The sequence below is a fragment of the Thalassotalea euphylliae genome (genome assembly GCF_003390335.1).
GTDB classification, from domain to species: Bacteria; Pseudomonadota; Gammaproteobacteria; order Enterobacterales; family Alteromonadaceae; genus Thalassotalea_F; species Thalassotalea_F euphylliae_B.
Map to the genome: position 1 here is coordinate 1,162,367 of NZ_QUOU01000001.1, position 26,257 is coordinate 1,188,623.

General features: G+C 43.7%; 26 protein-coding genes. 22 read left to right on the forward strand and 4 right to left on the reverse strand.

Going from position 1 to position 26,257, the window contains the following annotated elements; all coding sequences use genetic code 11:
- The first annotated feature begins 64 nt into the window (after positions 1-64).
- The gene (gene clpB, locus DXX93_RS05150) at positions 65-2,641 is read left to right on the forward strand and encodes an ATP-dependent chaperone ClpB (protein ID WP_116007136.1); all 2,577 of its coding nucleotides are present in this window, start codon (positions 65-67) and stop codon (positions 2,639-2,641) included.
- Between the two features lie 129 nt (positions 2,642-2,770).
- On the opposite strand, the gene DXX93_RS05155 is transcribed toward clpB, so the two are convergent.
- Positions 2,771-3,241 (reverse strand): DUF4124 domain-containing protein, encoded by a 471-nt coding sequence (locus DXX93_RS05155; RefSeq protein WP_116007137.1) that lies wholly within the window; start codon positions 3,239-3,241, stop codon positions 2,771-2,773.
- A gap of 263 nt (positions 3,242-3,504) precedes the next feature.
- On the opposite strand from DXX93_RS05155, the gene pssA reads away from it, so the two are divergent.
- The gene (pssA, locus tag DXX93_RS05160) at positions 3,505-4,353 is read left to right on the forward strand and encodes a CDP-diacylglycerol--serine O-phosphatidyltransferase (RefSeq protein WP_116007138.1); all 849 of its coding nucleotides are present in this window, start codon (positions 3,505-3,507) and stop codon (positions 4,351-4,353) included.
- A 293-nt stretch (positions 4,354-4,646) separates the two neighbouring features.
- Here pssA and flgN read toward each other — a convergent pair whose 3' ends face one another.
- The 3 genes from flgN to flgA all read right to left on the reverse strand — a co-directional run bounded on the left by flgN (position 4,647) and on the right by flgA (position 6,169).
- Positions 4,647-5,075: a flagellar export chaperone FlgN gene (gene flgN / locus DXX93_RS05165; RefSeq protein ID WP_116007139.1), complete on the reverse strand. Its 429-nt coding sequence runs from the start codon at positions 5,073-5,075 to the stop codon at positions 4,647-4,649.
- 9 nt (positions 5,076-5,084) lie between these two features.
- On the reverse strand, positions 5,085-5,402 hold the full coding sequence (gene flgM, locus DXX93_RS05170; RefSeq protein ID WP_181902147.1) for a flagellar biosynthesis anti-sigma factor FlgM: 318 nt from the start codon (positions 5,400-5,402) through the stop codon (positions 5,085-5,087).
- Positions 5,403-5,476: 74 nt separating this feature from the next.
- Positions 5,477-6,169: a flagellar basal body P-ring formation chaperone FlgA gene (flgA, locus tag DXX93_RS05175; RefSeq protein ID WP_116007140.1), complete on the reverse strand. Its 693-nt coding sequence runs from the start codon at positions 6,167-6,169 to the stop codon at positions 5,477-5,479.
- A 178-nt stretch (positions 6,170-6,347) separates the two neighbouring features.
- Here flgA and DXX93_RS05180 point away from each other — a divergent pair, with 178 nt between their 5' ends.
- From DXX93_RS05180 to DXX93_RS05275, 20 genes are all read left to right on the forward strand, one after another.
- A complete protein-coding gene (locus DXX93_RS05180; RefSeq protein ID WP_116007141.1) occupies positions 6,348-7,277 on the forward strand; it encodes a chemotaxis protein in 930 nt (309 codons plus the stop codon).
- A gap of 34 nt (positions 7,278-7,311) precedes the next feature.
- Positions 7,312-8,145: a CheR family methyltransferase gene (locus DXX93_RS05185; protein WP_116007142.1), complete on the forward strand. Its 834-nt coding sequence runs from the start codon at positions 7,312-7,314 to the stop codon at positions 8,143-8,145.
- Positions 8,146-8,208: 63 nt separating this feature from the next.
- Complete coding sequence (gene flgB / locus DXX93_RS05190) at positions 8,209-8,607, forward strand: flagellar basal body rod protein FlgB (protein WP_116007143.1); 399 nt, start codon at positions 8,209-8,211, stop codon at positions 8,605-8,607.
- Positions 8,608-8,609: 2 nt separating this feature from the next.
- On the forward strand, positions 8,610-9,029 hold the full coding sequence (flgC, locus tag DXX93_RS05195; protein ID WP_116007144.1) for a flagellar basal body rod protein FlgC: 420 nt from the start codon (positions 8,610-8,612) through the stop codon (positions 9,027-9,029).
- A gap of 34 nt (positions 9,030-9,063) precedes the next feature.
- Positions 9,064-9,753, forward strand: coding sequence for a flagellar hook assembly protein FlgD (locus tag DXX93_RS05200; RefSeq protein ID WP_116007145.1), 690 nt, complete (start codon positions 9,064-9,066; stop codon positions 9,751-9,753).
- Between the two features lie 69 nt (positions 9,754-9,822).
- Complete coding sequence (gene flgE, locus DXX93_RS05205; RefSeq protein WP_116007146.1) at positions 9,823-11,172, forward strand: flagellar hook protein FlgE; 1,350 nt, start codon at positions 9,823-9,825, stop codon at positions 11,170-11,172.
- Positions 11,173-11,412: 240 nt separating this feature from the next.
- Positions 11,413-12,156 (forward strand): flagellar basal-body rod protein FlgF, encoded by a 744-nt coding sequence (flgF, locus tag DXX93_RS05210; RefSeq protein ID WP_116007147.1) that lies wholly within the window; start codon positions 11,413-11,415, stop codon positions 12,154-12,156.
- Positions 12,157-12,177: 21 nt separating this feature from the next.
- Entirely contained in the window at positions 12,178-12,966 is a 789-nt protein-coding gene (gene flgG / locus DXX93_RS05215) for a flagellar basal-body rod protein FlgG (RefSeq protein ID WP_116007148.1), read from the forward strand.
- A 30-nt stretch (positions 12,967-12,996) separates the two neighbouring features.
- Entirely contained in the window at positions 12,997-13,677 is a 681-nt protein-coding gene (gene flgH / locus DXX93_RS05220) for a flagellar basal body L-ring protein FlgH (protein WP_116007149.1), read from the forward strand.
- 36 nt (positions 13,678-13,713) lie between these two features.
- Positions 13,714-14,820 carry a flagellar basal body P-ring protein FlgI gene (locus DXX93_RS05225; RefSeq protein WP_116007150.1) on the forward strand — a complete coding sequence of 369 codons (1,107 nt, stop codon included), beginning with the start codon at positions 13,714-13,716 and terminating at the stop codon, positions 14,818-14,820.
- A 104-nt stretch (positions 14,821-14,924) separates the two neighbouring features.
- Positions 14,925-15,932, forward strand: coding sequence for a flagellar assembly peptidoglycan hydrolase FlgJ (gene flgJ / locus DXX93_RS05230; RefSeq protein ID WP_258872592.1), 1,008 nt, complete (start codon positions 14,925-14,927; stop codon positions 15,930-15,932).
- 45 nt (positions 15,933-15,977) lie between these two features.
- Entirely contained in the window at positions 15,978-17,960 is a 1,983-nt protein-coding gene (gene flgK, locus DXX93_RS05235; RefSeq protein ID WP_116007152.1) for a flagellar hook-associated protein FlgK, read from the forward strand.
- Positions 17,961-17,977: 17 nt separating this feature from the next.
- The gene (gene flgL, locus DXX93_RS05240; protein WP_116007153.1) at positions 17,978-19,183 is read left to right on the forward strand and encodes a flagellar hook-associated protein FlgL; all 1,206 of its coding nucleotides are present in this window, start codon (positions 17,978-17,980) and stop codon (positions 19,181-19,183) included.
- 154 nt (positions 19,184-19,337) lie between these two features.
- Positions 19,338-20,153: a flagellin N-terminal helical domain-containing protein gene (locus tag DXX93_RS05245; protein ID WP_116007154.1), complete on the forward strand. Its 816-nt coding sequence runs from the start codon at positions 19,338-19,340 to the stop codon at positions 20,151-20,153.
- Between the two features lie 215 nt (positions 20,154-20,368).
- On the forward strand, positions 20,369-21,181 hold the full coding sequence (locus tag DXX93_RS05250; protein WP_116007155.1) for a flagellin N-terminal helical domain-containing protein: 813 nt from the start codon (positions 20,369-20,371) through the stop codon (positions 21,179-21,181).
- A gap of 84 nt (positions 21,182-21,265) precedes the next feature.
- Positions 21,266-21,733 (forward strand): flagellar protein FlaG, encoded by a 468-nt coding sequence (locus DXX93_RS05255; RefSeq protein WP_116007156.1) that lies wholly within the window; start codon positions 21,266-21,268, stop codon positions 21,731-21,733.
- 130 nt (positions 21,734-21,863) lie between these two features.
- The gene (gene fliD, locus DXX93_RS05260; RefSeq protein WP_181902148.1) at positions 21,864-23,186 is read left to right on the forward strand and encodes a flagellar filament capping protein FliD; all 1,323 of its coding nucleotides are present in this window, start codon (positions 21,864-21,866) and stop codon (positions 23,184-23,186) included.
- Between the two features lie 43 nt (positions 23,187-23,229).
- Positions 23,230-23,676, forward strand: a complete 447-nt coding sequence (fliS, locus tag DXX93_RS05265) for a flagellar export chaperone FliS (RefSeq protein ID WP_116007158.1) — start codon at positions 23,230-23,232, stop codon at positions 23,674-23,676.
- 1 nt (position 23,677) lies between these two features.
- Complete coding sequence (locus tag DXX93_RS05270; RefSeq protein ID WP_116007159.1) at positions 23,678-23,992, forward strand: hypothetical protein; 315 nt, start codon at positions 23,678-23,680, stop codon at positions 23,990-23,992.
- Positions 23,993-24,208: 216 nt separating this feature from the next.
- On the forward strand, positions 24,209-26,200 hold the full coding sequence (locus tag DXX93_RS05275; protein WP_258872748.1) for a motility associated factor glycosyltransferase family protein: 1,992 nt from the start codon (positions 24,209-24,211) through the stop codon (positions 26,198-26,200).
- The last annotated feature ends 57 nt before the right edge of the window (positions 26,201-26,257 follow it).

Genomic DNA, 26,257 nt, shown 5'->3' on the forward strand with positions numbered 1-26,257 from the left:
TTTTTAATAAAAGCGGTCAGCACGTGCCAATTTATACGAGTGGTTAACAAGCTCAGAGGTTTGTATGCGTTTAGACAGATTTACTCAGTCGTTTCAATTAGCTATTTCCGATGCCCAGTCGTTGGCGCTTGGCCGCGATCACCAATTTATTGAGCCATTACACTTAATGATGGCGTTGTTAAAACAATCTGGTAACAGTGTCATTCCGTTGTTAAAAAGCGCAGGTATTGATGTGAATTCGTTAACACAGCAAGTGGACAAAGCACTTGATGGCTTGGCGAAAGTGCACGGCGTGGGCGGCGAAGTGCAGCTATCTTCAACAACAGGCAATTTAATTAACCTGTGTGATAAATACGCGCAAAAGTTAAAAGATGCTTATATTTCCTCTGATGTGTTTTTACTGGCGGCTTTGGAAGATACCGGCACACTTGGAAAAATTCTCAAGTCTCTGGGAGCAACCGAGGCGCGGATAAAAGATGCGATAAAGCGTATTCGCGGCGGTCAAAAAGTGAATGACCCAAATGCGGAAGATGTTCGTCAAGCGCTGGATAAGTTTACTGTTAACCTCACGGAACGTGCAGAGCAAGGCAAGTTGGACCCTGTGATTGGGCGAGATGATGAAATCCGCAGAGCCATTCAAGTATTACAACGCAGAACGAAAAATAACCCGGTATTAATTGGTCACCCCGGTGTCGGTAAGACAGCAATTGCCGAGGGCTTGGCACAACGTATTGTTGATCACGAAGTGCCAGAAGGGCTGAAAAACAAGCAAGTGTTATCACTTGATATGGGCGCCTTAGTTGCCGGGGCGAAATACCGTGGGGAATTTGAAGAGCGATTAAAAGCCGTGCTTAATGAGTTGGCGAAACTTGAGGGCCAAGTCATTCTCTTTATCGATGAATTACACACTATGGTTGGCGCAGGTAAAACTGACGGAGCAATGGATGCAGGTAATATGCTCAAACCGGCTTTGGCGCGTGGCGATTTACACTGCGTTGGCGCAACGACATTAGATGAGTATCGTCAGTATATTGAAAAAGATGCTGCGCTTGAGCGCCGTTTTCAAAAAGTGATCATTGATGAACCGAGCGTTACTGACACTATCGCCATCTTGCGTGGTTTAAAAGAGCGTTACGAGTTGCATCACTCAGTCAATATTACCGATCCGGCAATCGTTGCCGCTGCCTCACTGTCTCACCGTTACATTAGCGACCGCCAATTACCTGACAAGGCAATCGATCTAATTGATGAAGCGGCCTCAAGTATTCGCTTACAGATGGACTCTAAACCAGAAAATTTAGACAAATTAGAGCGCAAGTTAATTCAGCTTAAATTAGAGCAACGGGCGTTAGCGAAAGACACTGATGACGCGTCAATCAAACGCTTGTACGCCATCAAAGCCGAAATCAAAGAAACGCAGCAACAATACGATGAGTTAGACGAGATTTGGACGACAGAAAAAGCGGCTTCGCAAGGCACACAAACAATAAAAGCGGAACTTGAACAAGCGCGGATTGATTTAGACTCAGCTCGCCGTGCTGGTGATTTAAACCGCATGTCGGAGCTGCAATACGGCAAAATTCCCGAGCTAGAGAAGCAATTAGACTTAGCGAGCCAAGCCGAAATGCAGGAAATGAGTTTACTCAGCAATAAGGTAACGGAAATTGAAATAGCTGATGTGCTGAGCCGCGCTACTGGCATTCCTGTTGCCAAGATGCTTTCCCAAGAGCGCGAAAAGCTGCTGAGCATGGAGCAAGAGTTACATCAACGGGTGATTGGTCAATCTGAAGCTGTGGTCTCGGTCGCTAATGCCATTCGCCGGTCTCGCGCTGGACTGGCCGATCCCAATCAGCCGATTGGCTCATTTTTATTCTTAGGGCCAACTGGGGTCGGGAAAACCGAACTAACCAAGGCATTAGCTGAGTTTTTGTTTGACACCGAAGACGCGCTGGTGCGTGTTGATATGTCAGAATTTATGGAAAAACATTCAGTCGCCCGTTTAGTTGGGGCACCTCCAGGTTACGTAGGTTACGAGGAGGGTGGCTACTTGACCGAGGCGGTGCGACGAAAACCCTATTCTGTGGTGTTACTTGACGAAGTTGAGAAAGCCCACCCTGACGTGTTCAATATTTTACTGCAAGTGTTAGACGACGGCCGCTTGACCGACGGTCAAGGCCGCACCGTCGATTTTAAAAATACCGTCATTATCATGACGTCTAATATTGGCTCTCAAGTCATTCAAAGTTATCAAGGCGATGATGAGTACGACTTGATGCGCGCATCGGTAATGGCAGAGCTTAGCCAACATTTTAAACCTGAGTTTATTAATCGGGTTGATGATACCGTTGTCTTTCATCCGCTTGTGGCTGCTCAAATTGCAGAGATCGCTAAAATTCAGATTGATTCGCTATCATCGCGTTTAGCTGATCAGGAATTGAGTTTGCAGGTTGAACAAGCGGCATTAGCGAAAATTGCCGAGGTAGGGTTTGATCCTCTGTATGGTGCAAGGCCCTTAAAAAGAGCTATTCAAACAGATATTGAAAACCCACTTGCACAGCGCTTACTCGCAGGAGAATTTGAGAAGGGGCAAACCATTACCGTTAAAGCTGACGGCGATCGTTTCGACTTTAGTGCGAGCTAGGCTGGAAATAAATATAAGTAACGCTGCGGGCATGTTGAACCAGCGTTACTTATTGCCATTAAACGATATCGGTGAACTAATTCAGGATAGGGCAATTTGACGATAAAAAGGCACTTGGGAAACCGCTTGTTATCTTTTCGATGAGCTTTCGTCGTCATCACAGTAGATTTCAACGTTTTTTTGATTGAGCAGCAACTGCGCTTGTTTCTCTTCCGGACTCAATAGGCGTGAACTGCCGTCTGGCGCGTTAAACAGAATGCGCTCAAAGCCACCTAACATTTTCAAGTTTAGTTGCGCAGCACGACAGTTTTGGCTGATGAGTTCAGCGCGTTGTCGCGCTTGTTGCTGGGCTGATGCTGCAGCTTTTTCGGCGGCGCGCTCAGCTAACCACTGATCGACAAAAGCGCTGTTTTCAGCCTCTGGCCGCGCGGGAGTATAAGCTACCTGTACATTGATCTGGGCGTAGTCTTTATCTGTAGGGTGCTCGTGGCTAAAGTGAACAATATTATTATTATCAACCCAGCGATATACGGTTGTGTCTTGTGCGTTCCCCGTTAGTGTTAACAATATCAAGCACAGTGTTGCAATGAACTTATACATAAATAAGGCCCTTTACTAACAAACTTCCCAGCCAACAACATTGAATAAAGTTTAACCCATACTAAACGTTAAGCGAGTTTGTTCACAATAATTTTATACGTAAATCCTTGTTGCTACTGTTTATTATGGCTTAACGAAAGGTTAATAACGCTATCCTAATTATTCGCACTCGTGCCACATATTTACACTATTTACGTAATGCTTCACGTAATTACTTGTGCTAAATTAACTGCTTTTATTCGAACTGGATTTTTCCTGCTTTTATGAGTACGTCAAACGCTAACGCAAACCAAAGCCGAGGTATTTATTTGTTACCTAACTTGCTAACCACAGCAGGCTTGTTTTCTGGGTTTTACGCCGTTGTTTCATCGATGAACGGTCACTTTGAGGCTGCTGCAGTCGCTATTTTTGTTGCAATGATATTCGACGGCTTAGACGGGCGAGTTGCGCGCATTACCAATACGCAAAGTGAGTTTGGCGCTGAATATGACAGCATGGCGGATATGGTGTCTTTTGGTATTGCGCCCGGGTTGGTAACCTATAATTGGGCATTGTCCGGTATGGGGAAATTTGGTTGGTTAGCGGCGTTTGTCTTTGTTGCAGGTGCCGCGCTTAGGCTCGCGCGTTTTAATACGCAAGTAGGTGTTGCCGACAAGCGTTATTTTCAAGGCTTAGCAAGCCCTGCTGCGGCGGGCGTGATAGCAAGTATTGTTTGGGTTGGTACTGAGTATCAAGTCAATGGCCAAGATTACGGCTTCGCGATGGGGATTTTAACCATCATCACCGGGCTATTGATGGTCAGTAACTTTAGGTATAACAGCTTTAAAGAAGTTGACTGGAAAGGCAAAGTTAGCTTTATTGTTGTGCTGTTGATTGTGCTGGTATTTGTCGTTGTCGCTTCTAGCCCAGCTGAACTCTTAATGGCCATTTTTGTGCTTTACGCTTGCTCTGGCCCCGTGACAACGGTGCGCTCAGTAAAAAAACTAAAATTAGAGCACGTTGTCGGTGACGACGATAACGACGCAGACTTTTCTGCGCGCCACGAGACCGTGTCTTCAGAAAATAAAGATACAGCTTCACAAGCGGGGACAGAGCGCAAATCGGAAAAATAGCCGCCGATTATCTCGCGCTATATCAATCTTAAACGCCAGCTTTTGCTGGCGTTTTTTATTGGCTGAAAAAAGGTATATGAAAATATTAAGAATAGGGGAAAATTGCTAGTTTAGCGGGCTAAGAGGTGCAAACAGGAGGCTAGAAATTAAGGGATAAAGGTAAGGGGCGCGGCGCACTTTGTTTGGGGAAATACTTTGGTGCTACATTTCAGGGCTTTGAACAATAGCCGCTATGCGCGAATGTTTAGATGTGAATCTTTAGATGTGAATCTTTAAAGCTGGCTGACGCTAACTTAGGCTTTAACGTTAAGGCTACTTAACCCTGCGTGTTTTTTACCTTTGTTATCGTAAGTCATCGAAGAGCGATTATGGCGCTCTAATAGCGTTGTTTTCATGCGTTCAACGGCGAGTTGTGAATGAGCAATAATTTGGCCGTTAACTTGGTTTAGCGCTTGGCATTCAGCCAAGGTTGATTCAATTTGTTGCAGTGGCTCTGCTAATAATCCTTGTTGTTTATCAGCCAGGAATTGTGGATTTTGGCCAATGTTCGCGTCTAAGCTTTCTATCGCTAAAAGCAGGGTTTGCTTTTGCTGGGTAAGGGCATTCAATGCTTCAGGATCTCGCTGCGTCAACAATACCTTTTCGTCCGCTAAGAGTTGCAGTAAGGATTGGAGTTGCTCTAATTGCTTATTCAGCAGTTGTTGAGATGCACTAGCAGTCATGAATGTCCTCTACAGTAAATCAAACTCGAATTTAGCGATGCTGTCCGCTAATTTTTGCGCATCAACCTTATAAGCACCTGATTGAATCGCTTCTTTTAATTGGTCAACTTTCTTTTGGTTCACCGTTGGCGCATCTCCGTTTTTCTTCTGGATGTCGCTCAATTGTCTCGCTTGTGGTGTTAGTGACACCGAGTCTTGGCTAACTTTCGTCGCTTGAGATGAATTGCTCGCCTTTTGATCGACTTGTGTCTTTACTTCACTTTGTTGTTGCTGAACCGTTCGACTAACTTGATTGTTATTATTCAAGTTGTTGATATTAATAGCCATTTCTTACACCTGCGTTATGTGTATTACTCATTCTATAATATTATCGGCCAATTACTGAATTTCTTTACCAAAATTTATAAATTAATGGTCACTTTATTTACGCCAGTAACGCGGCCAGTAACTAGTTTACCCGAACGGTTGTTTTTAACCCTAACTTTATCGCCCAGGTGGCCGTTTGATACAGAAGTGCCTGACGTCTTAATATTAAACGAGCTGCTACTGGCAATCAGGGTAACGCTATCCCCTTTGCACACTGAACAGACATGATTGGGCGATATGCTTTTGCCTTTGACAATATTGCGCTTGGCTTTTGCGCCGTACAACGAGTTTGGATTGGCGATAGCCTCACCGCGCAATCGCTTTTCATCAACATAAGCAACGTGGATGTTGTCCGGTGTTAGCATACTTCCTCTGTCGATGGCGAATTTGGCGACCACAACAGGCGCGTTAACGGCTACCTTCACAGGAACATACAGGTTCCATGGGGTTGATCCTTCGCAAGTTATTTTAACATTTACGTTTCTACTATTGTTAATATCAGGTATATTGGCCTGCAAATTTTGGTCACAAGATTTGATGACGATTCTTGGATCGAGTTTAGCTGCGCTTACCGATATTTTGCGGTTGGCAACGCCGGAGAAGCTATCGCGTACGGCTTGTTGAGCTAACTGTTCAACAAATTCACGGTCAAAGCTAGTTGCAAACACTTGCGATTGAAGCTGATAAGCCAGCGTTAAAATAGCGAAAAAAACTTTAAATTTACTCATGTGTTAATATCGTTCAATTATTGATGTTAAATACTCGACTATGCTTAATATCAAAGTGGCTTAATATCAATGTGAGTAGCTAACTGCGCTGTCAAAAAACAGGCGCGTAGACTAATGTTAGATTAACTGTAAACAAGAATTGTGCCTTTTCTGTCGCACAGTAGATTAAGGGGTAACTATGGCGGGCATTTTAGACTCGGTAAACCAACGTACTCAGCTAGTTGGCCAGAACCGACTCGAACTATTGCTATTCAAATTAATTGGGCCGCAACGCTTTGGTATCAACGTATTTAAAGTACGTGAAGTGCTTCAATGTCCTCAATTAACATCGCTTCCAAATCAGGATCCATACATCAAAGGGGTTGCCCATATTCGCGGCCAAACGATTTCAGTCATCGATTTGAGCAAAGCGACTGGCGGCCCTGAGATACCACTCTCGGAAAATTGCTTCATTATCATTGCTGAATACAACCGAAGTGTTCAGGGATTCCTAGTGGCTGGCGTAGAGCGCATAACGACACTGAGCTGGCAAGACATTATGCCACCACCTGAAGGGGCGGGTAAGTCGAGTTATTTGACTGCGGTAACTGAAATTGAAAAGCAAATGGTATCAATTTTAGACGTTGAAAAAATCCTTAACGAGATCAACCCTGTATCAACAGATCTCAGTGAAGAAGTTGCGGATGCGTCGGTCGGTATGAGCTTAGGCGAACGCGTTATCATGATTGCGGACGATTCAACGGTAGCGCGCAATCAAGTGAAACGCGCATTAGAGCCACTGGGATTAAAAATGGTACTGGCTAAAAATGGTCAAGACGCCTTAAACCAACTGACTGAAATTGCCGAACAATGCAGTAGTACGATTGAAGAAAAAGTTGCGCTGTTAATTTCGGATATTGAAATGCCAGAAATGGACGGCTATACCTTAACCGCTGAAATCAAAAACAATGAAAAGATGCGCTCAATGCCGGTTATTCTGCACACATCATTAAGCGGTGTATTTAACAATGCCATGGTTGAGAAGGTTGGCGCTGAAGACTTCATTCCAAAGTTTCATCCAGATGAGTTAGCCACTGCCGTTAAAAAGTGGTTGAAAATTGAAGACTGATCCTCATTTTTTGGTTTTTGGGTAGGACATCTTAGTGCCAGCTAGACAACTAGACGATAAAAGTTATCACGACTTTCGTACGTTTTTAGAGCAACAGTGCGGTATTGTACTTGGTGAAAATAAACAGTACTTAGTAAAAAGTCGGCTTGCCCCCTTAATGACTAAGTTTGAAGTTGCCTCATTGGCTGAGCTTGTAAAGCGCACGCTTAGCCCAATGGAGCGCCAACTGAGAGCGGCTGTTATTGACGCCATGACCACCAATGAAACTTTGTGGTTTAGGGATGACTATCCATTTCAATTACTGAAAAGTAAAATTCTCCCGGCTTTTGCAGGACAGCGCACACCATTAAAAATATGGTCAGCGGCCAGCTCTTCCGGGCAAGAGCCATATTCCATTGCGATGACCGTTTTGGAGTATTTACAAACGAAACCGGGGGCTTTTCCCGGCGGCGTACAAATTGTCGGTACAGACATTTCAAGTACAATGTTAGAGCACTGTAAATACGCCCATTATGACGGTTTGGCGCTGGCAAGAGGGTTGTCCCAAGAGCGCAAGCGCCAGTTTTTTGAACCTGGCGACAATGGCATGCTAAAGGTCAAAGACTCCGTGCGTAAGCTCGTCAGCTTTCGCCCGTTAAACCTGCTTAATAGCTATAGTTTGATGGGGCGATTTGATATTGTGTTTTGCCGCAATGTACTTATTTATTTCTCGCCTGAGATTAAAGCGCAAATCCTTTCACAAATTCACGGTGTGTTAAATAAAGACGGTTATTTATTCCTTGGCGCATCTGAGTCGCTCTCCGGTTTAAATCAACAATTTGACATGCTTAGATGCAATCCCGGCATCGTCTATCAAAAACAATCATAAATTTGACGCTTTTGTTGGCATAGTTATTGAATAGCTACTTCCAAATGATTTGGAGGTAGCACTATGGCTATTAGTTTTGACAAAGCGTTTGGCATTCACCCGCAAGGGATGATGTTGCGTGCAAAACGCGCAGAGATTATTGCGAGTAATATCGCCAATGCCGACACGCCTGGCTACAAAGCCAAGGGCATGAACTTCCAAGACGCACTTGCCAGTGCGGCAAAAAATCAACAAAGCGGCATGTCTCGCACCCATGAAAAGCACTTCGATATTCGTAGTGAAATGAGTAGTGGTGAAGGTTTTCGTGTTCCAGATCAACCAGATACGGGTGATGGCAATACGGTAAATGTACAAGTGGAACGAAACTTGTATCTGGAAAATACACTACAGTATCAAGCCAGCGTGCAATTTTTAGATTCCAAGGTTAAAGGGCTGAAAAAAGCACTGTCTGGAGGGCAATAATAATGAGCTTATTTAATGTATTTGATATCAGTGGCTCAGGCATGGCGGCACAATCGGTAAGATTGAACACCACAGCCAGTAATATTGCCAATGCCGACAGTGTTAGCAGTAGCGTAGATCAAACGTATCGCGCTCGGCATCCGGTCTTTGCCGCCGAGATGCAAAAAGCTGCCGCTGGGCAAGAAGGTTCGGTTGGGGTACAAGTGCTTGGTATTGTAGAAAGTGATAAACCGTTGAACGTTGAATATTCGCCAGATCACCCAATGGCAGACAAAGACGGTTTTATCTACAAACCGAATGTGAACGTAATGGAAGAAATGACCAATATGATTTCTGCCTCACGTTCATATCAAACCAATATTCAATTGGCGGAGTCTGCCAAGAATATGGTGAACAGAACCTTGAGATTAGGCCAAAGCTAAACCAGCTTAGGCAGAAGTTAGAGTGAGATAGAGTATGGATTCAGTAAGTGGCAGCAGCGGTTTAGACGGTCTTCGCTGGCAACGTGAAACTGGGGTACCGGAAGCCGATGAAAACAACGGCATGTTAACCCAAGAAGATTTCTTTGCCTTGATGACTCAAGAGCTTGCTCATCAGGACCCTACCAAGCCTGTAGAGAACAACGAAATGATTTCTCAAATGACGGCGTTTTCAACCACCGACGGTGTCTCTCGCCTTAATGATTCATTCGGTGAATTTGCTAATACCATGTCATCAAGCCAAGCGCTGCAAGCTTCCTCACTAGTTGGCCGTAGCGTATTGGTTGAAGACAACATCTTTGGTATGGCAACAGGGGAACAGCCCAAGGGCAAAATTATAACCGACAAGCCAGCCAGTAATGTCAACATCTATGTTGAGAATACCGCCGGTGAGATTATCCAAACCGTGCCGGTTGGTAAAGTGGGTGCAGGTGAGTCTTCCTTCACATGGGACGGTATGACTTCAACTGGCGAGCTTGCACCTGAAGGCGCATATCGTTTTCGAGTGGCCGGTTTAGTTGATGGTCAAGCGTCTGAATTACAGGCCATGACCTATCGAAAAGTAGACAGTGTGACGCTAGCAGGGGCTGGCGGCAATATAGTGTTGAACCTCAATGGTGGTTCAACAATGAATTTATCGGATGTTGTTGAAGTAACTCAAGGCTAGGCCTTCACTTTAGCTCAGCAAGCTAGCTCAACAAGTTGATTCAAGAAAAGATTTCCAAGAGGTGAAACTATGACTTTTAATGTCGCACTCAGTGGCTTGAACGCTGCCCAAAAAGATTTAGATGTAACATCAAACAACATTGCAAACGTTAACACCACAGGTTTTAAAGAGTCGCGCGCAGAATTTGTTGATGTCTTTGCAACATCACTACTTGCTGCCGGTAATACAAAAGCGGGTGACGGTGTATTAACATCGGAAGTCGCGCAGCAATTTTCCCAGGGGAGTATCCGATTTACCAATAACGCCCTTGATTTGGCGATTACAGGGAATGGCTTTTTTGCCACAGTACCGGAACTAAGCAGCCTAGAGCGCTCTTACACGCGAGCCGGTGAATTTAAGTTAAATGCCGATAACTTTGTGGTTAACTCGCAAGGTGGCCATTTGTTAGGCTTCCCAGTAAACAGTGATGGCTCGTCATCATCTGTAGCGCTCAGTACCGCATCACCGATCCAAATTCCAACGGCGTCTGGTTCCCCTATGCAAAGTCGTGAAATTGATATTCGTATGAACTTACCCGCTGGTGACCCAGTGATTGCCGCGGCATTTGATATTACCGACCCGCTAACCTACAACCACTCTACCTCGGTTACTGTCTTTGATAGTTTAGGTGATAGCCATGTGATGACCTACTACTTTAAAAAATCGGCGGCGAATGAGTGGGATGTTTATACGGCCGTTGATGGCCAGCAAGTAAATATTGCTGATACAGGTACTGGTGCTGGTTCTGATAACACGCAACCAAATAATGTGGTTCCAACTGGCGCTGGTATACCGACGGGCGCCGCACGTATGTATTTTTCTGCTGGTGGTGAGTTTAAAGGTCAATACCCTAATGTTCTAACAACAGCTCCATTGGGCGCGGGTATTTTGACTAATGGTGCTGATCCACAACAAACTCTTACGATTGACTTTAACTTGGACACTACGGGGGGGAACCCAAATGAACCAACGCAATATGCTGCGGGTTTTGAGGTCACCTCACTTGAGCAAGACGGTCTAGCGGTGGGTCGATTAACTGGGCTTGATATTGATGACGATGGTTTAATTCGTGCCACTTATTCCAATGGTACGTCTGAGCCACTAGCACGGGTGGCTCTGGTAAACTTTGCGAATAACCAAGGGTTAACGCAGGTCGGTGGTACGTCGTGGAAAGAAAGTTTAACCTCCGGTGAAGCGCTCGCTGGTGAAGCAGGTTCAGGTACTTTTGGTACCATTAACTCATCGGCTCTTGAACAGTCAAACGTAAACTTAACCGCCGAGCTTATCGATTTGATTTCCGCGCAGCGTAACTTCCAAGCGAACTCGCGATCGCTTGAAGTGGATAACCAATTGAACCAGACTATATTACAGATCCGATAGTTAAGTCGGCCGTAACTTGCTACGACTTTGAAGCCTCAATTTCACCAGAGATTGAGGTTTTTTATTTCTTGCTTACTCCTTTTTTACTCCTTATTTAGTGTTTCGGTAGTCCTTAGTTAGTCCTTTCTTTTTGTTTATTTCCGCTATTTATTTTTTATTTCTGCTTGTTGGCACCTTAATTGCTTTTACATACCTAACGATATTTGAATAATACCTAAGCAACGGTGATCGGAGTCCTGTATGGATAAAATGCTCTATATCGCAATGAGTGGTGCCAAGCAGAATATGCACGCACTTGCGGTAACCGCCAATAACCTAGCTAACGCCAAAACCACGGGGTTTAAAGCGGATTTAGCGCAAGCTAGAACCATGCAGGCCTTTGGTGAAGGGTTACCGACGCGTGTGTTCTCGATGACTGAACGCGCCAGCCAAAATTTTGGCGGCGGCTCTATGCTCACTACCGGGCGCGATCTAGACGTTGCGATTCAAGGCGATGGTTGGTTGGCCGTGCAAACACCAGAAGGTGATGAAGCTTACACCAGAGCAGGGCAACTTAGGTTAACCGAAACCGGCGCTTTGGAAACCACAAACGGTGATGTACTTGTCGGCGATGGTGGTCCTATCGTTTTGCCATTGCCTTTGGATAATATTTATATTTCAGATGATGGCACCATTATGTTTCAACCTGTTGGTGCGCCGGCTAATCAGCAAGAAGCGGCCGGTAGAATCAAAATGGTGAACCCAGATGTTCGTGATATTGAAAAGGGCAATGACGGCCTGTTTCGTCGCAAAGACGGCGAAATTGAGCCCGCTGATGCTACCGTCATGCTCAGCAGCGGTATGCTGGAGTCAAGTAACGTTAACCCTGTCAATGAGATGACGGACATGATCGCGCTGCAACGTCAATTTGAAATGCAGTTGAAACTAATGAAAACAGCAGAAGAAATTGACTCAGCAAGTTCTTCGTTACTGCGTGCTTTCTAATTTATTTTTTCGAGGTGAAGTATGAACCCAGCATTGTGGATTAGTAAAACTGGCTTAGATGCGCAAACGAAAGATATTGCTGTTATCTCCAATAACCTGGCAAACGCCAGTACGGTTGGTTTTAAGAAAAGTCGCGCGGTATTTGAAGACTTGTTGTACCAAACCATTAACCAGCCAGGTGGTCGCAGCGCGCAAGACACAGAAATGCCGTCAGGCTTAATGCTTGGTGCAGGTGCCAAAGTAGTGGCAACACAAAAAATTCATACCCAAGGGGATATGATCACTACCGATAACTCGCTTGATTTAATGATCCAAGGTGAGGGCTTCTTTGAAGTACTGTTACCTGATGGCACTTCGTCATACACCCGTAATGGTCAATTTACCATGGATGAAGAAGGCAATGTGGTAACGCCAGGTGCAGGTTATTTATTACAGCCGCAAATTACCGTACCCGATGACGCACTTGAGATTATTGTCTCTCAAGATGGTGAAGTGTCGGTGCGCTTGCAAGGTCAAGCCGATAATGCCGTGGTTGGGCAAATTAACACCGTTAACTTTATCAACCCGACCGGCTTAGAGCCAATTGGTCAAAACTTATTTACTGAGACAGCGGTCAGTGGTGCGCCAACTCAAGGCGTTCCGGGCTTAGAAGGCTACGGTATGATAGTGCAGGGCGCACTTGAAACATCCAATGTTAACACTACGGAAGAGTTGGTTAATTTGATCGAAAGTCAGCGAGTTTATGAGATGAACTCAAAGGTTATCTCTGCGGTTGATCAAATGCTGAGCTACCTGAATCAGCAACTTTAGTCTTTGAGTTTAGTCTTTGAGGTCAATCAGATGAAAAATTTAGCGCTTGTGATTATGCTTTCTCTGCTTACGGGGTGTGCAACGGTTCAGCAATCAAAGGTATTGCCTGATGATCCTGAGTTTGCGCCGATTTTACCAGAGCCAGAAGAAGAAGATGTGGTGCCTACTGGCTCTCTGTTCAAAGTGAACTATGTCAACAACATTTATTCTGACTCTAAAGCGCATCGCGTTGGTGACATTATTTCGGTGATTTTAAGTGAAAGCACACAAGCGCAAAAAAGTGCTAAAACTGAGATCACGAAAGAAAATGAGGCGACACTTGATCCTATCGTTGGCCTTGGCGGCCGCAATGCGACCTTCAAAGGCGATTCTATCCAGTTCGGTTTTAATCAAGCAACTGATTATAGCGGTGACTCTAAAGCTGATCAGGGCAACAGCCTGAGCGGTAATATTTCAGTACACGTTCTGCGCGTATTGCCAAACGGCAACCTAATGATTCGCGGCGAAAAATGGATGACCTTGAACAACGGCGACGAGTACATTCGCTTAACAGGCATTATCCGCCCGCAAGACATTACCTATGACAACACCATCATGTCTAACAAGGTGGCAAATGCGCGAATTCAATATGCCGGTACTGGCACCTTTGCCGATGTTCAAGAGCAAGGCTGGATCACACGCTTTTTCAACAGCTCTTGGTGGCCATTATAAACTCGCTTTTCCTTGTGTGAGTTTGGAGACGTTAATATGAATAAATTCATCAAAATTTGCAGTGTCGTATTAGCAAGCGTATCGCTTCTGTTACCTTCATTTAGTGCACACAGCCAACGCATTAAAGACTTGGCTGATATTCAAGGTGTGCGCTCAAATCAATTAGTGGGCTATGGCTTAGTGGTTGGCTTACCCGGTACGGGTGAACAAACACCATTTACCGAGCAAAGCTTTAAAACCATGTTGAGCAATTTCGGTATTTCAATGCCTGCCAACTTAAAACCTCAGATAAAAAACGTGGCGGCGGTTGCCGTTCACGCTGAATTACCAGCTTTTGCCAAACCGGGTCAGAAAGTTGACATCACCGTCTCGTCGATTGGCAGTTCGTCAAGTTTACGCGGCGGCACTTTATTGCAAACCATCTTAGTGGGTATTGATGGCAATGCGTATGCGGTTGCCCAAGGCAGCCTAGTGGTTAGTGGCCTTGGTGCAGAAGGCCTTGATGGCTCAAGTATTGTTATTAATACGCCGACGGTTGGCCGTATTGCCAATGGTGCAACGGTTGAGCGTGAAGTTAAGTCGGCATTTATGTCGGGCGATCACATTACCTTGAATTTGCGCAGCTCAGACTTTACGACGGCAAAACGCATGGCAGATACCATCAATGACTTTATTGCTGGCACGGCTCGTGCAGTAGATGCCACATCTGTCAAAGTTACAGCGCCGCGTGATGCCTCAGATCGTGTTGGTTTTTTGTCGGTTATCGAAAACCTTGAGTTTGAACCTGACTCGCCAGCAGCCAAGATCATCGTTAATTCACGCACTGGTACTATTGTGATTGGCTCTGAAGTTAAGTTGTTAGCCGCAGCGATCACCCACGGCGGTATTACGGTAACGATTAATGAGCAGCAAGAGGTGACTCAGCCTGATGCTTTTGCTGATGGGGACACGGCAATTACTGAAAATAGTATTATTGACGTTAACCAAGACGATTCGAGAATGTTCGTTTTTAACCCCGGCGTTACATTGGACACCTTAGTTAGAGCGATCAATGAAATTGGTGCTGGTCCTGGCGATGTGATGGCAATTTTAGAGGCACTAGATCAAGCCGGTGCGCTGCGTGGCGAGCTGATCATTATCTAGTGTTGAACTGATAATAATCAGCCTAAGGCCACGCAAAACCAAGTTAAGATTAGGTTGAGCTTTGGTTAAGGCTTGGTTAGCGCCAAATTGAAGTAAGGACTGTTGTGGACAACAAACTCGCACAAGCAAGAAATTTTTTCGACCTTAACGGCTTGAACAATATTCGTCAGCAGTCGAATCAAGCGGATCAAGCATCGAAAAAAGCAGCGCTAAAAGAAGCGGCTCAGCAGTTCGAATCTATCTTTATGCAAATGCTGCTAAAAAGCATGCGCAGTGCGCAAGAGGTGCTTGAGTCAGACAGCCCGTTTAACTCGCAATCGACCAAGTTTTATCGCGATATGCAAGACCAACAGATGGCCTTGGATATGGCAAATAAGGGAACTTTGGGCTTAGCTGAGCTTATTGAGCGTCAATTAGGCGGCGGCGATGGCACCTTCACTCCACGCTCGGTAATTCGCACCGACAACCAAGTGCCACAAGCTCAAAAAGTGACACCTAATGTTACGCAATTAGCGGAAAATTTCTTATCAAGTGAAGCGCAAAGCACCGATAAGGTGTCAAATAATCGTCAAACCAACACTGACATCCCGTTAGCTAAAGCGAATGCTACTGAAAAAACATCATCAGCGCCCGCGCCACAATTTAACCAACCCAAAGACTTTGTTACGGCACTAACGGAACCGGCCAAACAGGTTGAGCGTCAACTCGGTGTACCGTTTCAGGTGGTGATTGCCCAAGCCGCTTTGGAAACTGGCTGGGGTCAAAAAATCATTAAAAATAGTGACGGCACAAGCTCTAATAACCTCTTTAACATCAAGGCGGATAGCCGATGGACAGGAGCCAAGGCGCAGAAAGATACGCTAGAGTTTGAACAGGGCAGCCTAGTCAAGAAAAACGAGCCTTTCCGCGTGTATAACACTATCAGTGACAGTGTTGGTGACTATATCAATTTCCTTTCTTCGGGCACGCGTTATCAAGACGCATTGTCAAAACCTGACAATGTGGAACACTTCCTGCAAGGTCTACAAAAAGCCGGTTATGCGACGGATCCTAATTACGCAGACAAAATTTTAGGAACGTTAAAGTCGGTTACCAACTTTTTGAACCAATAGGCTGTTATCGAGTGCTTTACCCTCGGTAACCGAGGAGTGTAGAGCATGTCTGTCAACTTGTACCAAACTGGCGTGAGCGGCTTACTATCAGCCCAGCAACAGTTAGCTACAACCGGTCATAACATCGCTAATGTTAATACTGAAGGCTATAGTCGTCAGCGTGCAGAACAATCGCCAACGCTTGCGATTCAAAATGGTGGTAACTATATTGGCACAGGCACTTATGTCTCTGACATTGCGCGTCTGTACGACCAATTCGCTTACCGTGAACAAGTCGTCAACCAATCCAGTCTGGGTGCTGCGAACGCTAGTAATGCCAGCTTAACTCAGTTAAACGGCCTTTTAGGCTCAGCTGGCGGTGCAATTACCACATCAATTCAGCAGTTTTATCAAGCGATGAATTCGATTGCTGATAATCCTTCAGATCCGGCACTGCGCAGTATCGCACTTAATCAAGCGAAAACACTGACGACTAATTTTAATAATTTAAACGACAGTTTTGATCGCATCGAAAGTGCGACCAATGGCGAGATTTCAGAAATCGCCAAGCAAATCTCAGAAATATCAACTGAGATTGCCAATATTAACGAACGAGTGCTGCACTCAAATTCACCGGGTCAACCCGGTCAACCTAATGATCTATTGGATGAACGTGATCGGCTGATTAATAAGTTAGCAGAGTTTACCAGTGTCAATACGGTGACAGATGCGAACGGTGTGATGACCGTGATGATAGGCAGTGGTAATACGCTTGTCGCAGGTACTACCCCGTTGAGCTTACAAGTGATACCAGGAGACCCTGACCCGCTGCAAACGCAAGTGGCGATTGCCAGTGCAAACACCACTATTCCACTAAAAGAAGACACACTGGGCGGCGCCTTGGCCGCAAAGATCAAATTTAGAGATGAAGACTTAGCGAAAGCGCGTAGTGAGATTAACCGCGTTGCCTTGGTACTTTCAGAAACGCTAAACGGCGCTCAGCGACAAGGGTTAGATTTAAACCAAGGGCAAGGCGCGAACTTTTTCCGCGATGTTAATGACGCCACTAATCAAACCAGCCGTATTTTACCTTATGCTGGTAATTCAAGTGCGCCTGGGCTGCAATCAGGTATTGAAATTACCGACGTGACTCAATTACCTGCAAACGACTTTGATTTAGTTTTTGACGGTACTAACTATCAGTTAACGAATCTTGCCGATGGCACAACGACCAACTTAGGCGCGCCGGGATCGGGTACTTACACTACTGCTTTTGGCTTTAACTTTGTTGAAAATTCAGGTGCACCGGCAGCTGGCGATCGGTTCACGATTCGCCCGACTGAAAATAGCGCTGCACTAATGCAAGTGGCGCTGACCGACGGCAAAGGCATTGCCGCCAGTAGCGCGGTAAGTATCAAAGCATCTGACAACAATGTTAGTGCTGGCGCGGTTAATATTGTTGAAGTGTCAGATCCTGTGGCGGCTCGCGCTGCTGCACCAATGCGAATTGATGTACTAGAGAATCCGCCAGGCTCAGGCACCTTTAATTACACCATTACTGATAATACCAACACAACGTCGGCACCAATCGCTTACACGCCACCATCACAACAGGTGCAATTACCTCCTCCACCAGCGACCGCTGCGTTTACGATTGAAATAACAGGCACGCCATCAGGCCAGGCACCTAATGGGCCTGAGCAATTTACGATTTCAGATGCCTTTGGTGTCGGTAACGGTGAAAACGCTAAGTTTGTCGCTGATTCAAGAGATAAAGGCATTATTAACGGTGGGCGTGAAAGCTTCACCCAGAGCATTGGTATCACAACAGCGCAAGTGGGTAGCCAAACTAAAGCGGCTGAATTGAGTGTAGAAACCTCACAAGCCCTGTTTACCCAAGCGTTTAATCGCAACCAAGAAACATCAGGCGTTAACTTAGATGAAGAAGCTGCGAACCTGTTGCGCTTTCAACAAGCCTATCAGGCATCTTCACGTGTTGTTTCTGTGGCGAATACCATTTTTGACACCTTGCTATCGGCAGTCGGTTAAAGGCTAAGGAATAAATAATGAGAGTTTCAACAGCACAGTTTTATTTTCAAAACAGTCAACAGATCAGCCAGCAGCAGTCAAAGGTCAATGAACAAACACAATACTTATCAAGTGGTAAGCGGGTTTTATCGGCAAAAGATGACGCGGTAAATTTTGGCACCTTGACTGGTTTAAAAGAAGAGCTGGCAAGTATTGAGCAGTACGAGCGAAATATTACGATTGCCGAAAATAGAAATAGCCTACAAGAAACGTCTTTCAAATCCGCGATCAGTGTGCTTGAAACACTGAAACAACGATTTATTCAGGCGAATAATGGTGTGCTAAGTGATGACGACTTAGCTTCAATCGCTCAAGTTGCCGACAACTCTTTCGAGCAGCTGTTAGATATTGCCAACAATAAAGATGATACTGGCGGCTTTATTTTTGCCGGATTTCAAACCAATCAACAACCTTTTGTTCGTCAACCAGGTAACACAGTTGTGTACAACGGTGATAGTGGTACTCGTGATTTATCGATCGGTAGTAATGTTGATGTGACGCTGAACCAACCCGGTGACAAGGCATTTTTAGATGTCGAAAACCCGCAAGGTGACTTTTCCGCCAACTATCTGACGAATACGTCAGGTATTTCATTGCAATCGGCGGTTGTCGCCAATAGAGGTGCTTACAACACAACGACAAATCCACCGGATTACACCTTTAATTTCTCATCGGCGACTGATCTTACCGTAACCGACAGCTTGGGCAATACGGTTTTTAATACGACTACTTATGCCGCAGGGCAAACCGTTGCCTTCAATGGTCTTGAAGTTCAAATAAGCGGCAATCCATTGCCGGGCGACAGTTTTGAGCTGCAGCCCGACGAAGATGTGAGCGTTTTTGAGACAATCGGTGCGGCGTTGGACTGGATAAATCAGGGCACAAGCCCCGCGAACCCCACTCAGCAATCGGTCGATCACGCCGAAATCTTGTCGCGAATTGACGCGTCAATTAATCATCTATTGGCACGCCAAGCGGAAGCTGGTGTTAACAGGCAACTTATTGATAGTCAAAAGAATATCCATGCCGACAATGAGTTAATTATAGAAGGAAGCCGGTCGGGCATTGAAGATTTGGACTTTGCCAAAGCAGTTAGCGACTTTCAACAGTCACAGACCGCGCTACAAGCGGCTCAGCAGACATTTGTTCAGGTCAGAGAGCTTAGTTTGTTTAACTTTATTTAATTTTTAAAGATTTTTATGTCGCCAAATGAAATTTTGGCACGACATATGCTTTTTACAAGTATCAGCACAATTTAGTGTCAAATTTTTTAAACCTGTGGTTCCATCAACCTGTTATCAGCAAGCGAACCGCAACCTATATTAGGAGATGATAACAATGGCTTTAGTTGTTAATAGTAATGTGTCCTCACTTAACGCTCAGCGTCAATTGCAGCGTTCGACAAATGATTTAGGAACCTCATATGAACGTTTGTCTTCGGGTAAGCGAATTAATAGTGCGAAAGATGATGCGGCAGGCTTACAAATTTCGAGTCGTTTGACCTCTCAAATTAATGGTTTGAATCAAGCTTCACGAAACGCAAATGACGCTATCTCGTTAGCGCAAACAGCAGAGGGGGCATTGGAAGAATATACCAATACGATACAGCGTATGCGTACCCTAGCTGTGCAAGCTTCTAATGGTTCTAACTCAAGTGCCGACCGAATTGCATTAGATACTGAATATACGGCACTAGAGGCAGAGCTAACGCGAATTTCAGAAGATGCAGAGTTTGGTGGCGTTAAGCTGTTAGACGCAAGTTATGCAGAAACGTTCCAAGTCGGCGCGAATGCTGGTCAAGTTATCTCAGTAAGTATTACTGTCGACTTTGATAGCGCCCAGATTGGTGCAGCAGGAAGCTTGTTAACTTTTGATGGCGCACAAACTGCAATTGATAATTTAGACAGTGTTTTGGCGACTGTAAACTCTACGCGAGCTGATTTAGGTGCTGCGCAAAATCGTTTTAGCTCTGTTATTCGAAGTAATGACAACACTGCACAAAATGTTTCTGCATCTCGTTCACGGATTGAAGATACCGACTATGCGGCTGAATCAGCTGCACTAGCGCGCAGTAATGTGTTGCAGCAAGCGTCAAGTACAATTCTCTCGCAAGCAAACCAGCAACCACAAATTGCGTTAAGTTTACTTCAGTAGTCATGATGTTTTACGTTACCAAAGGCCTCTTTATGAGGCCTTTCTTTTTGTTTAAAAAGAAAGTTTTGGCTTTTTCAATATTATTTCTAGTTTTTTAAAAAAAACACTAAAGCTTTTTTTAGGGTAACCGATAAAGATTCCAAGAGGGGATCATGCTTAATGATTGAACCTCGTCAATTAACTCATTTATAGGGGTTTCCCCGGAGGCAAATATTATGGCTTTATCAGTAAATAGTAATATTCAATCATTAAACTCACAACGTCAGTTGTCTCGTTCAACGGCCGATTTAGGTACTAGTTTCGAGCGCTTATCATCAGGTAAACGTATTAACAGTGCTCGTGATGATGCGGCTGGTCTTCAAATTTCAAGTCGATTAACTTCGCAAATTAATGGTCTAAATCAGGCTTCTCGTAACGCTAACGATGCTATCTCGCTAGCTCAAACGGCAGAAGGTGCGTTAGAAGAGTATACAAATACAATACAGCGTATGCGTACACTCGCTGTTCAAGCTTCAAACGGTTCAAACTCAAGCGCTGATAGAACAGCACTAGATACAGAATACACAGAATTAGAGAATGAATTGACCCGTATTTCTGAGCAGACAAGTTTTGGTGGCGTTGAATTGCTTGATGGCTCTTATGCTAATGAATTTCAAATCGGTGCTAATTCTGGGCAAACAATTTCTGTTAGTATTACTGTAGATTTCGATAGTGCTCAAATTGGTGCTAGCGGAAGTCTTACAACCTTCGATGGCGCACAAACTGCTATTGATAATTTAGATAGTGTTTTAGCAACAGTAAACACGGAACGTTCTAAGTTAGGTGCCGCTCAAAACCGTTTCAGTTCTGTCATTCGCAGTAATGACAACACAGCACAAAACGTTTCTGCTTCACGTTCACGTATCGAAGATACCGATTATGCAGCAGAGTCAGCAAACTTAGCACGTAATAACGTACTTCAACAGGCAGCTAGTTCACTGTTAGCTCAAGCTAACCAGCAGCCGCAAATTGCACTATCATTATTATAATAAGCCCAAGTATTTTGGCATAATGTTAGGGCTCTTCACTGTAAGAGCCCTTATTTTTATAGCCACTGATTAGTAGGAGGCGTTATGGATTCTAATAGTATTGGTGCGATAAAACCAACTTTACCTGAACAAGTAACAGAGCTAGCAAGTGCTCGAGTTAGGCAGGCGCCCAATGAGCAGGTTATTGGTGAGGCACAATTAAGTGATGTGGGTGTTAGGCAAGTAGCTCAAGAACAAAGTGTGAGTAATGAAGAGGCAGTTAGCAGAGAGCAGGCTCTTGAACAACAGGGGCTAACAGAGGAGCAACAACAAGAAAGCCTTGAAAGTGCAATTGATGCAGTCGCTAGCTTTATTGAGCCACAAATTCGCAATGTGAATTTTACTCAAGACGACAACTCAGGCCAGACAGTTATAAAGGTTTTTGATGCTCAAAGCCAAGAGTTAATTAAACAATTTCCTTCGGATGAAATTTTAGAGCTGGCCGAAAGAATAAAAGGCTTACAAGACGAAATTGTAGATAAAACTGGCATATTAATTGATGATAAGGTCTAGTCTATTCACTTAGACTAATTTTATTGCGACAATGTGGTTACTGTACTCTGCCAACATATAACTCTTGATGGCGTTTAAATTTAGTTAAGGGGGCATAATGTCATTTACGAACTTAGGTATTGGCTCAGGTTTGCCTTTAAATGCGCTTGTTGAAGGGTTGTTAAATGCTGAAGCAATACCAACAGAGAATAGGTTAAATACCCAAGAGCAAACGCTTGAGTTAGAACTTTCAGGCGTCGGTTCCTTTAAATCAGCACTTTCATCTTTTCAAACAACCGTTGATAAATTAGCAGCTGAAAACGCTTTTAATAAGCAATCCATAACTGCCAGTAACGATAACATTAGCGTTACCAGTAATGGCTTTGCCAGTAATGGTGAGTTTGCCGTTAACGTTCAGCAACTCGCGACAGGCACTCAATTAAAATCAAGTGCAATTGCTTCCTCATCAACCACACTTGGAGCCGGAACATTATCATTTAATGCAGGCAGTAATAATTTTAATGTTGCCATCGATGCTTCAGATGATTTGAGTGCGATTCGCGATAAAATCAATGCCAATGCCGATAATTTTGGTGTCACTGCCAATATTATTAATGCTGATTCTGGCACTTTCCTTATTCTAAATTCAACTGAAACTGGAACTGCCAATAGTTTGACAGTGACAAGTTCAGATCCTGGCCTTGCGGCAATCTCAACCAATAACACGGTGGCACGAGCCGCGCAAGATGCCGTGATTACGATAGATGGGAATACGATAACCAATAGCACTAATGAATTTAAGAATATTATTGAAGACGTCACAATTACTGCAAATAAGGTTACCGACACCGAAAACTCAATAATATCAATAGCGCAAGATACAGAAAACGGGCGCGAGCTTATAGATGAGTTCGTTAGTAGCTACAATGCGCTTGCAGATCAATTAACAGGTTTGGGAGCTCCTAGACTTGGGCGTTTAGCGTTTGACCCCAATGTTCGGCAGGTTAGACAGCAAATTAATGACGTGCTATTAAATACTGTTTCTGAAAGTAATTTAGGTAACTTACAAAACCTTGGGATAGAGTTAAATGATGATGGTAAACTAGAGGTTTCTCGGTTTAGTTCAGAAAATATTCCAACCGGTGAACAGCGTTTAAGTAACGCATTGTCTAATAATTTGGAAGAAGTTGGTAAGCTTTTTGCTTCTAGTAAGGGTGTTGGTACACGTATTTCATCAATTATTGACAATTATGTTGATTCTGATGGGATTCTGAGCCAACGAGAAACGTCCATAAATTCACAGTTGTCAGATTTGAGTGAGGAGCGAGCAGCATTTGCTGAACGATTAGCCGATTATGAAGCTCGTTTAATTGCGCAATTTACTGCATTAGACTCTGCTGTAGCAGGGTTTAATTCAACAAGAGATTTTGTGAGTAATGCTTTGCGAACGACATCTGGCGGCGGCGACAACTAGGCTAGAACTATGGGCTAGTTAGCTAAAAGTAAAGGTTATAATCATGAGAAATAATTTAAGAGCTTACCAAAAAGTAAATAGAGATAGTGGATTGACTGCTGCAGATCCTCATACAGTTATCCTAATGCTTTACAACGGTTTACTGGAAAATATTTCAATTGGCAAAGGGGCTATAGAAAGAAAAGATTTTGCTTTAAAAGCGAGTTCACTATCTAAAGCTATTAACATTCTAAATTCTTTGATCGATTCCTTAGATAGGGAGTCTGAACCGGCAATTTCCGATAACTTTAGTACTTTATATGGGTATTGTGTCGAGCAAATTATGGCTGCAAGTACTTCGCTTGATACAAAAGTCTTAGACCAAGTATCTGAGTTCCTTATCCCATTGCGTGATGCATGGCAAAACATTTCAGAGCAAGATAAGCAAGCTGGTTTTGCTAAATTAAAAGAGCGTGACTCTTCTCGTGCGAATTTGGGTGCAGGTAGCTAAAATGGAGGATAGAAGAGCTCGTAATGTTAAGCTCTTGACTCATCGCATTGCTGAATTTATTGAAGCCTTTAATATCGAAGGTTGTAATTTACTGCTTGAACAACGGTTAGAGCTATTGGCTGATATTCAAAATGAAGTAGCAGCCAACCCAAAAGATGAAGCTCTAGCAGCAGAGTTTCATGATTTACTTATTTGGCTAGAGCAACAAGACGCGCAGCCACAAGATAAAGTAGTCGAGCTGAAAGCAAAATACCAGCTCAAGCTGTCCAAACAAAAGAAAGCAAATGTTGCGATAAAGCAATATACTTCGCTTTAGCTTTTTTTTTATTTTCTATTAGGTTTCCTCATGCCTGTTATCAAAGATCAATTAATACTTTCTGAAAAAATAGCCTTACTCGAAAAAAAAGCTAAAAACATTGGTCAACGTTTAGCAAGCCAATCTGAACACGAGTCGGTGATACAGGCGTTAGCCGACAGGTTGTCTTTGATTGGCTACAGTGACGACATGCTATTGGCTCAATTTAGGCAGAATATGAACGCTTTTAAAGTGTTTGATCGTAATATTTATGAATTTTTTAGTGACTATCAACCTAGCCGCTACTTAGTTGATATCGTTGATGGTTTCCCCAATATTCTTGATACAGAAAAAAATAAATATTTTTACGAATACCCAGCATACTTAATGGCGAACGTGCAACTTGCTAGACATCAAAAATCACCAGAATCAGCAAGCGCACTCTTTGATGTTGAAGATAAAAATGAAGCTGGGTTTATGCACTCAGACGCTCTAAATCAAATCCTCCAAGTGTTATGGCGCAGAATGGAAAAAAACGATGGTCAAGTCAGAGAACTGTCAAAAGTCGTTAATGCAGCCATGGTATTTGGTATTGGCTGTGGTTATCACCTAGAGCTGTTGTGTAGCCAACATAAGATTAAAAATTTGTATGTTATTGAACCTGAATTAGATCTATTTTATGCCTCTTTATTCACCGCTAACTGGCAACATATTCTAAATAAAGTCGACCAGTTTGGGCTAAATATTCATATCTCTTTGGGGGAGCAAGAAGACGACTTTTTCGAGCATATTCTTAAACAAAGTCGTCATTATGGTCGTTATGAGATCGCTAAAACCTTTGGTTTTATTCACTACCATAATGAGAAAACAGAAGCGTTAGTGGATCAATATAAAAGTCGATTTGATGAGGCTATTCGAGGTTGGGGGTTTTTTGACGATGCTGTGATGGCCGTCAGCCACATGTTGACTAGCTTACAACAGGGAGTGCCCCTGTTGAAAAAGAAACAGATAACAGACAATTTATTTGCCGATTACCCTGTTTTTATTATTGGAAATGGACCTTCGCTCGACGGCTTGATTGAGCTCATTAAGCGTTATCAACACCAAGCCATTATCATTAGTTGTGGTAGTGCACTTAGCGCACTCTATCAATATGGTATTACACCTGACATTCATTGCGAACAAGAGCGTACCTCACCAGTTGCTGAGCAGCTAGATTATTATTGCTCACCAGAAACATTAGAGCAGATTATCCTCTTTGGGCCTTCAACATTGCACCCTGATGTTTATGCCAAGTTCCCCGTCAAAGTTATGGCCGCGAAAGGTGCCGAGCCGACAGCGCCTTTATTGATGGAGAGTCGTTTAGCAGAGCTATTTGAAATACATTCACATATCAACCCAACTGTTGCTAATACTGCAGCCTCTGTAGCTGTTGGTTTTGGTTTCAAAAACATTTACTTTTTAGGCGTTGATTTAGGTCATAAAAAAGGCAGTAGCCACCATAGTAAAAAAAGTATTTATTACGGTAATGATGGTGAAGATATGGAGCTGTACGATGCTTCGAGTGTTTTAGAACAAGAGCGCAAAGGTAATTTTGGCGGAGTTTTTTATACCAACCCTTTTTTTGACAGTTCTAAGCGAGCACTGGAAAGATTAACTGCTGAAAACTCAGAGCTTAACTTTTATAACTTATCTGATGGCGTGCTAATTCAAGGAGCAAAACCAATAGCACCTGACCTTTTAACATTCCATCACGATGCTATTGATAACAAACAGTCGAAGTTAAGGGAATTAGTTAAAACATGCAGTTATCAAGACTCTGGAAAGCTTTTTAATGAGTTGTCAAATAATCTAGATTTTGCAGGCTTTGAAGACCTCTGTTTAGCATTGGTTCGTACGATAGATGAGCTCAATTATCACTTTGAAGACTGCCTAGATTTAATAAAAAGGCATTATTTAATGCTAATTGATGAAAAAATTTGTTTACGCGATCACTTTTATTATTTACTTGAAGGAAGCATGATGCATATTCAAGCGATGCTAACGCGGATCCTTTATGAAGCTGTGGATGAGGGGGACGCGATTGAGGACTTTAGAGAGGCGCTCAGTTCTTATCGTGAGTTTTTACTAGATGCGATAAGTTATTACAAAAAGAATGCTTTGACCCCTCTATACCATGAAAGTAGTTGGTTTGATGTGATTATCAATAGTGATTCGAAAAATAACTGATAGGGTATGACGCCCCAATTCCTTTTGACCATTTAGTGCTAAGCTTAGACACTCACG

Coding starts and splice junctions, on each gene's coding strand:
- pssA (WP_116007138.1), top strand. CDS start 3,505: ATGAGTACGTCAAACGCTAACGCAAACCAAAGCCGAGGTATTTATTTG.
- DXX93_RS05245 (WP_116007154.1), top strand. CDS start 19,338: ATGGCTTTAGTTGTTAATAGTAATGTGTCCTCACTTAACGCTCAGCGT.
- flgE (WP_116007146.1), top strand. CDS start 9,823: ATGACTTTTAATGTCGCACTCAGTGGCTTGAACGCTGCCCAAAAAGAT.
- flgN (WP_116007139.1), bottom strand. CDS start 5,075: ATGACTGCTAGTGCATCTCAACAACTGCTGAATAAGCAATTAGAGCAA.
- DXX93_RS05270 (WP_116007159.1), top strand. CDS start 23,678: ATGGAGGATAGAAGAGCTCGTAATGTTAAGCTCTTGACTCATCGCATT.
- clpB (WP_116007136.1), top strand. CDS start 65: ATGCGTTTAGACAGATTTACTCAGTCGTTTCAATTAGCTATTTCCGAT.
- DXX93_RS05275 (WP_258872748.1), top strand. CDS start 24,209: ATGAACGCTTTTAAAGTGTTTGATCGTAATATTTATGAATTTTTTAGT.
- flgB (WP_116007143.1), top strand. CDS start 8,209: ATGGCTATTAGTTTTGACAAAGCGTTTGGCATTCACCCGCAAGGGATG.
- fliS (WP_116007158.1), top strand. CDS start 23,230: ATGAGAAATAATTTAAGAGCTTACCAAAAAGTAAATAGAGATAGTGGA.
- DXX93_RS05180 (WP_116007141.1), top strand. CDS start 6,348: ATGGCGGGCATTTTAGACTCGGTAAACCAACGTACTCAGCTAGTTGGC.
- DXX93_RS05200 (WP_116007145.1), top strand. CDS start 9,064: ATGGATTCAGTAAGTGGCAGCAGCGGTTTAGACGGTCTTCGCTGGCAA.
- flgM (WP_181902147.1), bottom strand. CDS start 5,402: ATGGCTATTAATATCAACAACTTGAATAATAACAATCAAGTTAGTCGA.
- DXX93_RS05225 (WP_116007150.1), top strand. CDS start 13,714: ATGAATAAATTCATCAAAATTTGCAGTGTCGTATTAGCAAGCGTATCG.
- flgC (WP_116007144.1), top strand. CDS start 8,610: ATGAGCTTATTTAATGTATTTGATATCAGTGGCTCAGGCATGGCGGCA.
- flgF (WP_116007147.1), top strand. CDS start 11,413: ATGGATAAAATGCTCTATATCGCAATGAGTGGTGCCAAGCAGAATATG.
- flgH (WP_116007149.1), top strand. CDS start 12,997: ATGAAAAATTTAGCGCTTGTGATTATGCTTTCTCTGCTTACGGGGTGT.
- flgA (WP_116007140.1), bottom strand. CDS start 6,169: ATGAGTAAATTTAAAGTTTTTTTCGCTATTTTAACGCTGGCTTATCAG.
- flgL (WP_116007153.1), top strand. CDS start 17,978: ATGAGAGTTTCAACAGCACAGTTTTATTTTCAAAACAGTCAACAGATC.
- flgG (WP_116007148.1), top strand. CDS start 12,178: ATGAACCCAGCATTGTGGATTAGTAAAACTGGCTTAGATGCGCAAACG.
- DXX93_RS05250 (WP_116007155.1), top strand. CDS start 20,369: ATGGCTTTATCAGTAAATAGTAATATTCAATCATTAAACTCACAACGT.
- flgK (WP_116007152.1), top strand. CDS start 15,978: ATGTCTGTCAACTTGTACCAAACTGGCGTGAGCGGCTTACTATCAGCC.
- DXX93_RS05155 (WP_116007137.1), bottom strand. CDS start 3,241: ATGTATAAGTTCATTGCAACACTGTGCTTGATATTGTTAACACTAACG.
- DXX93_RS05255 (WP_116007156.1), top strand. CDS start 21,266: ATGGATTCTAATAGTATTGGTGCGATAAAACCAACTTTACCTGAACAA.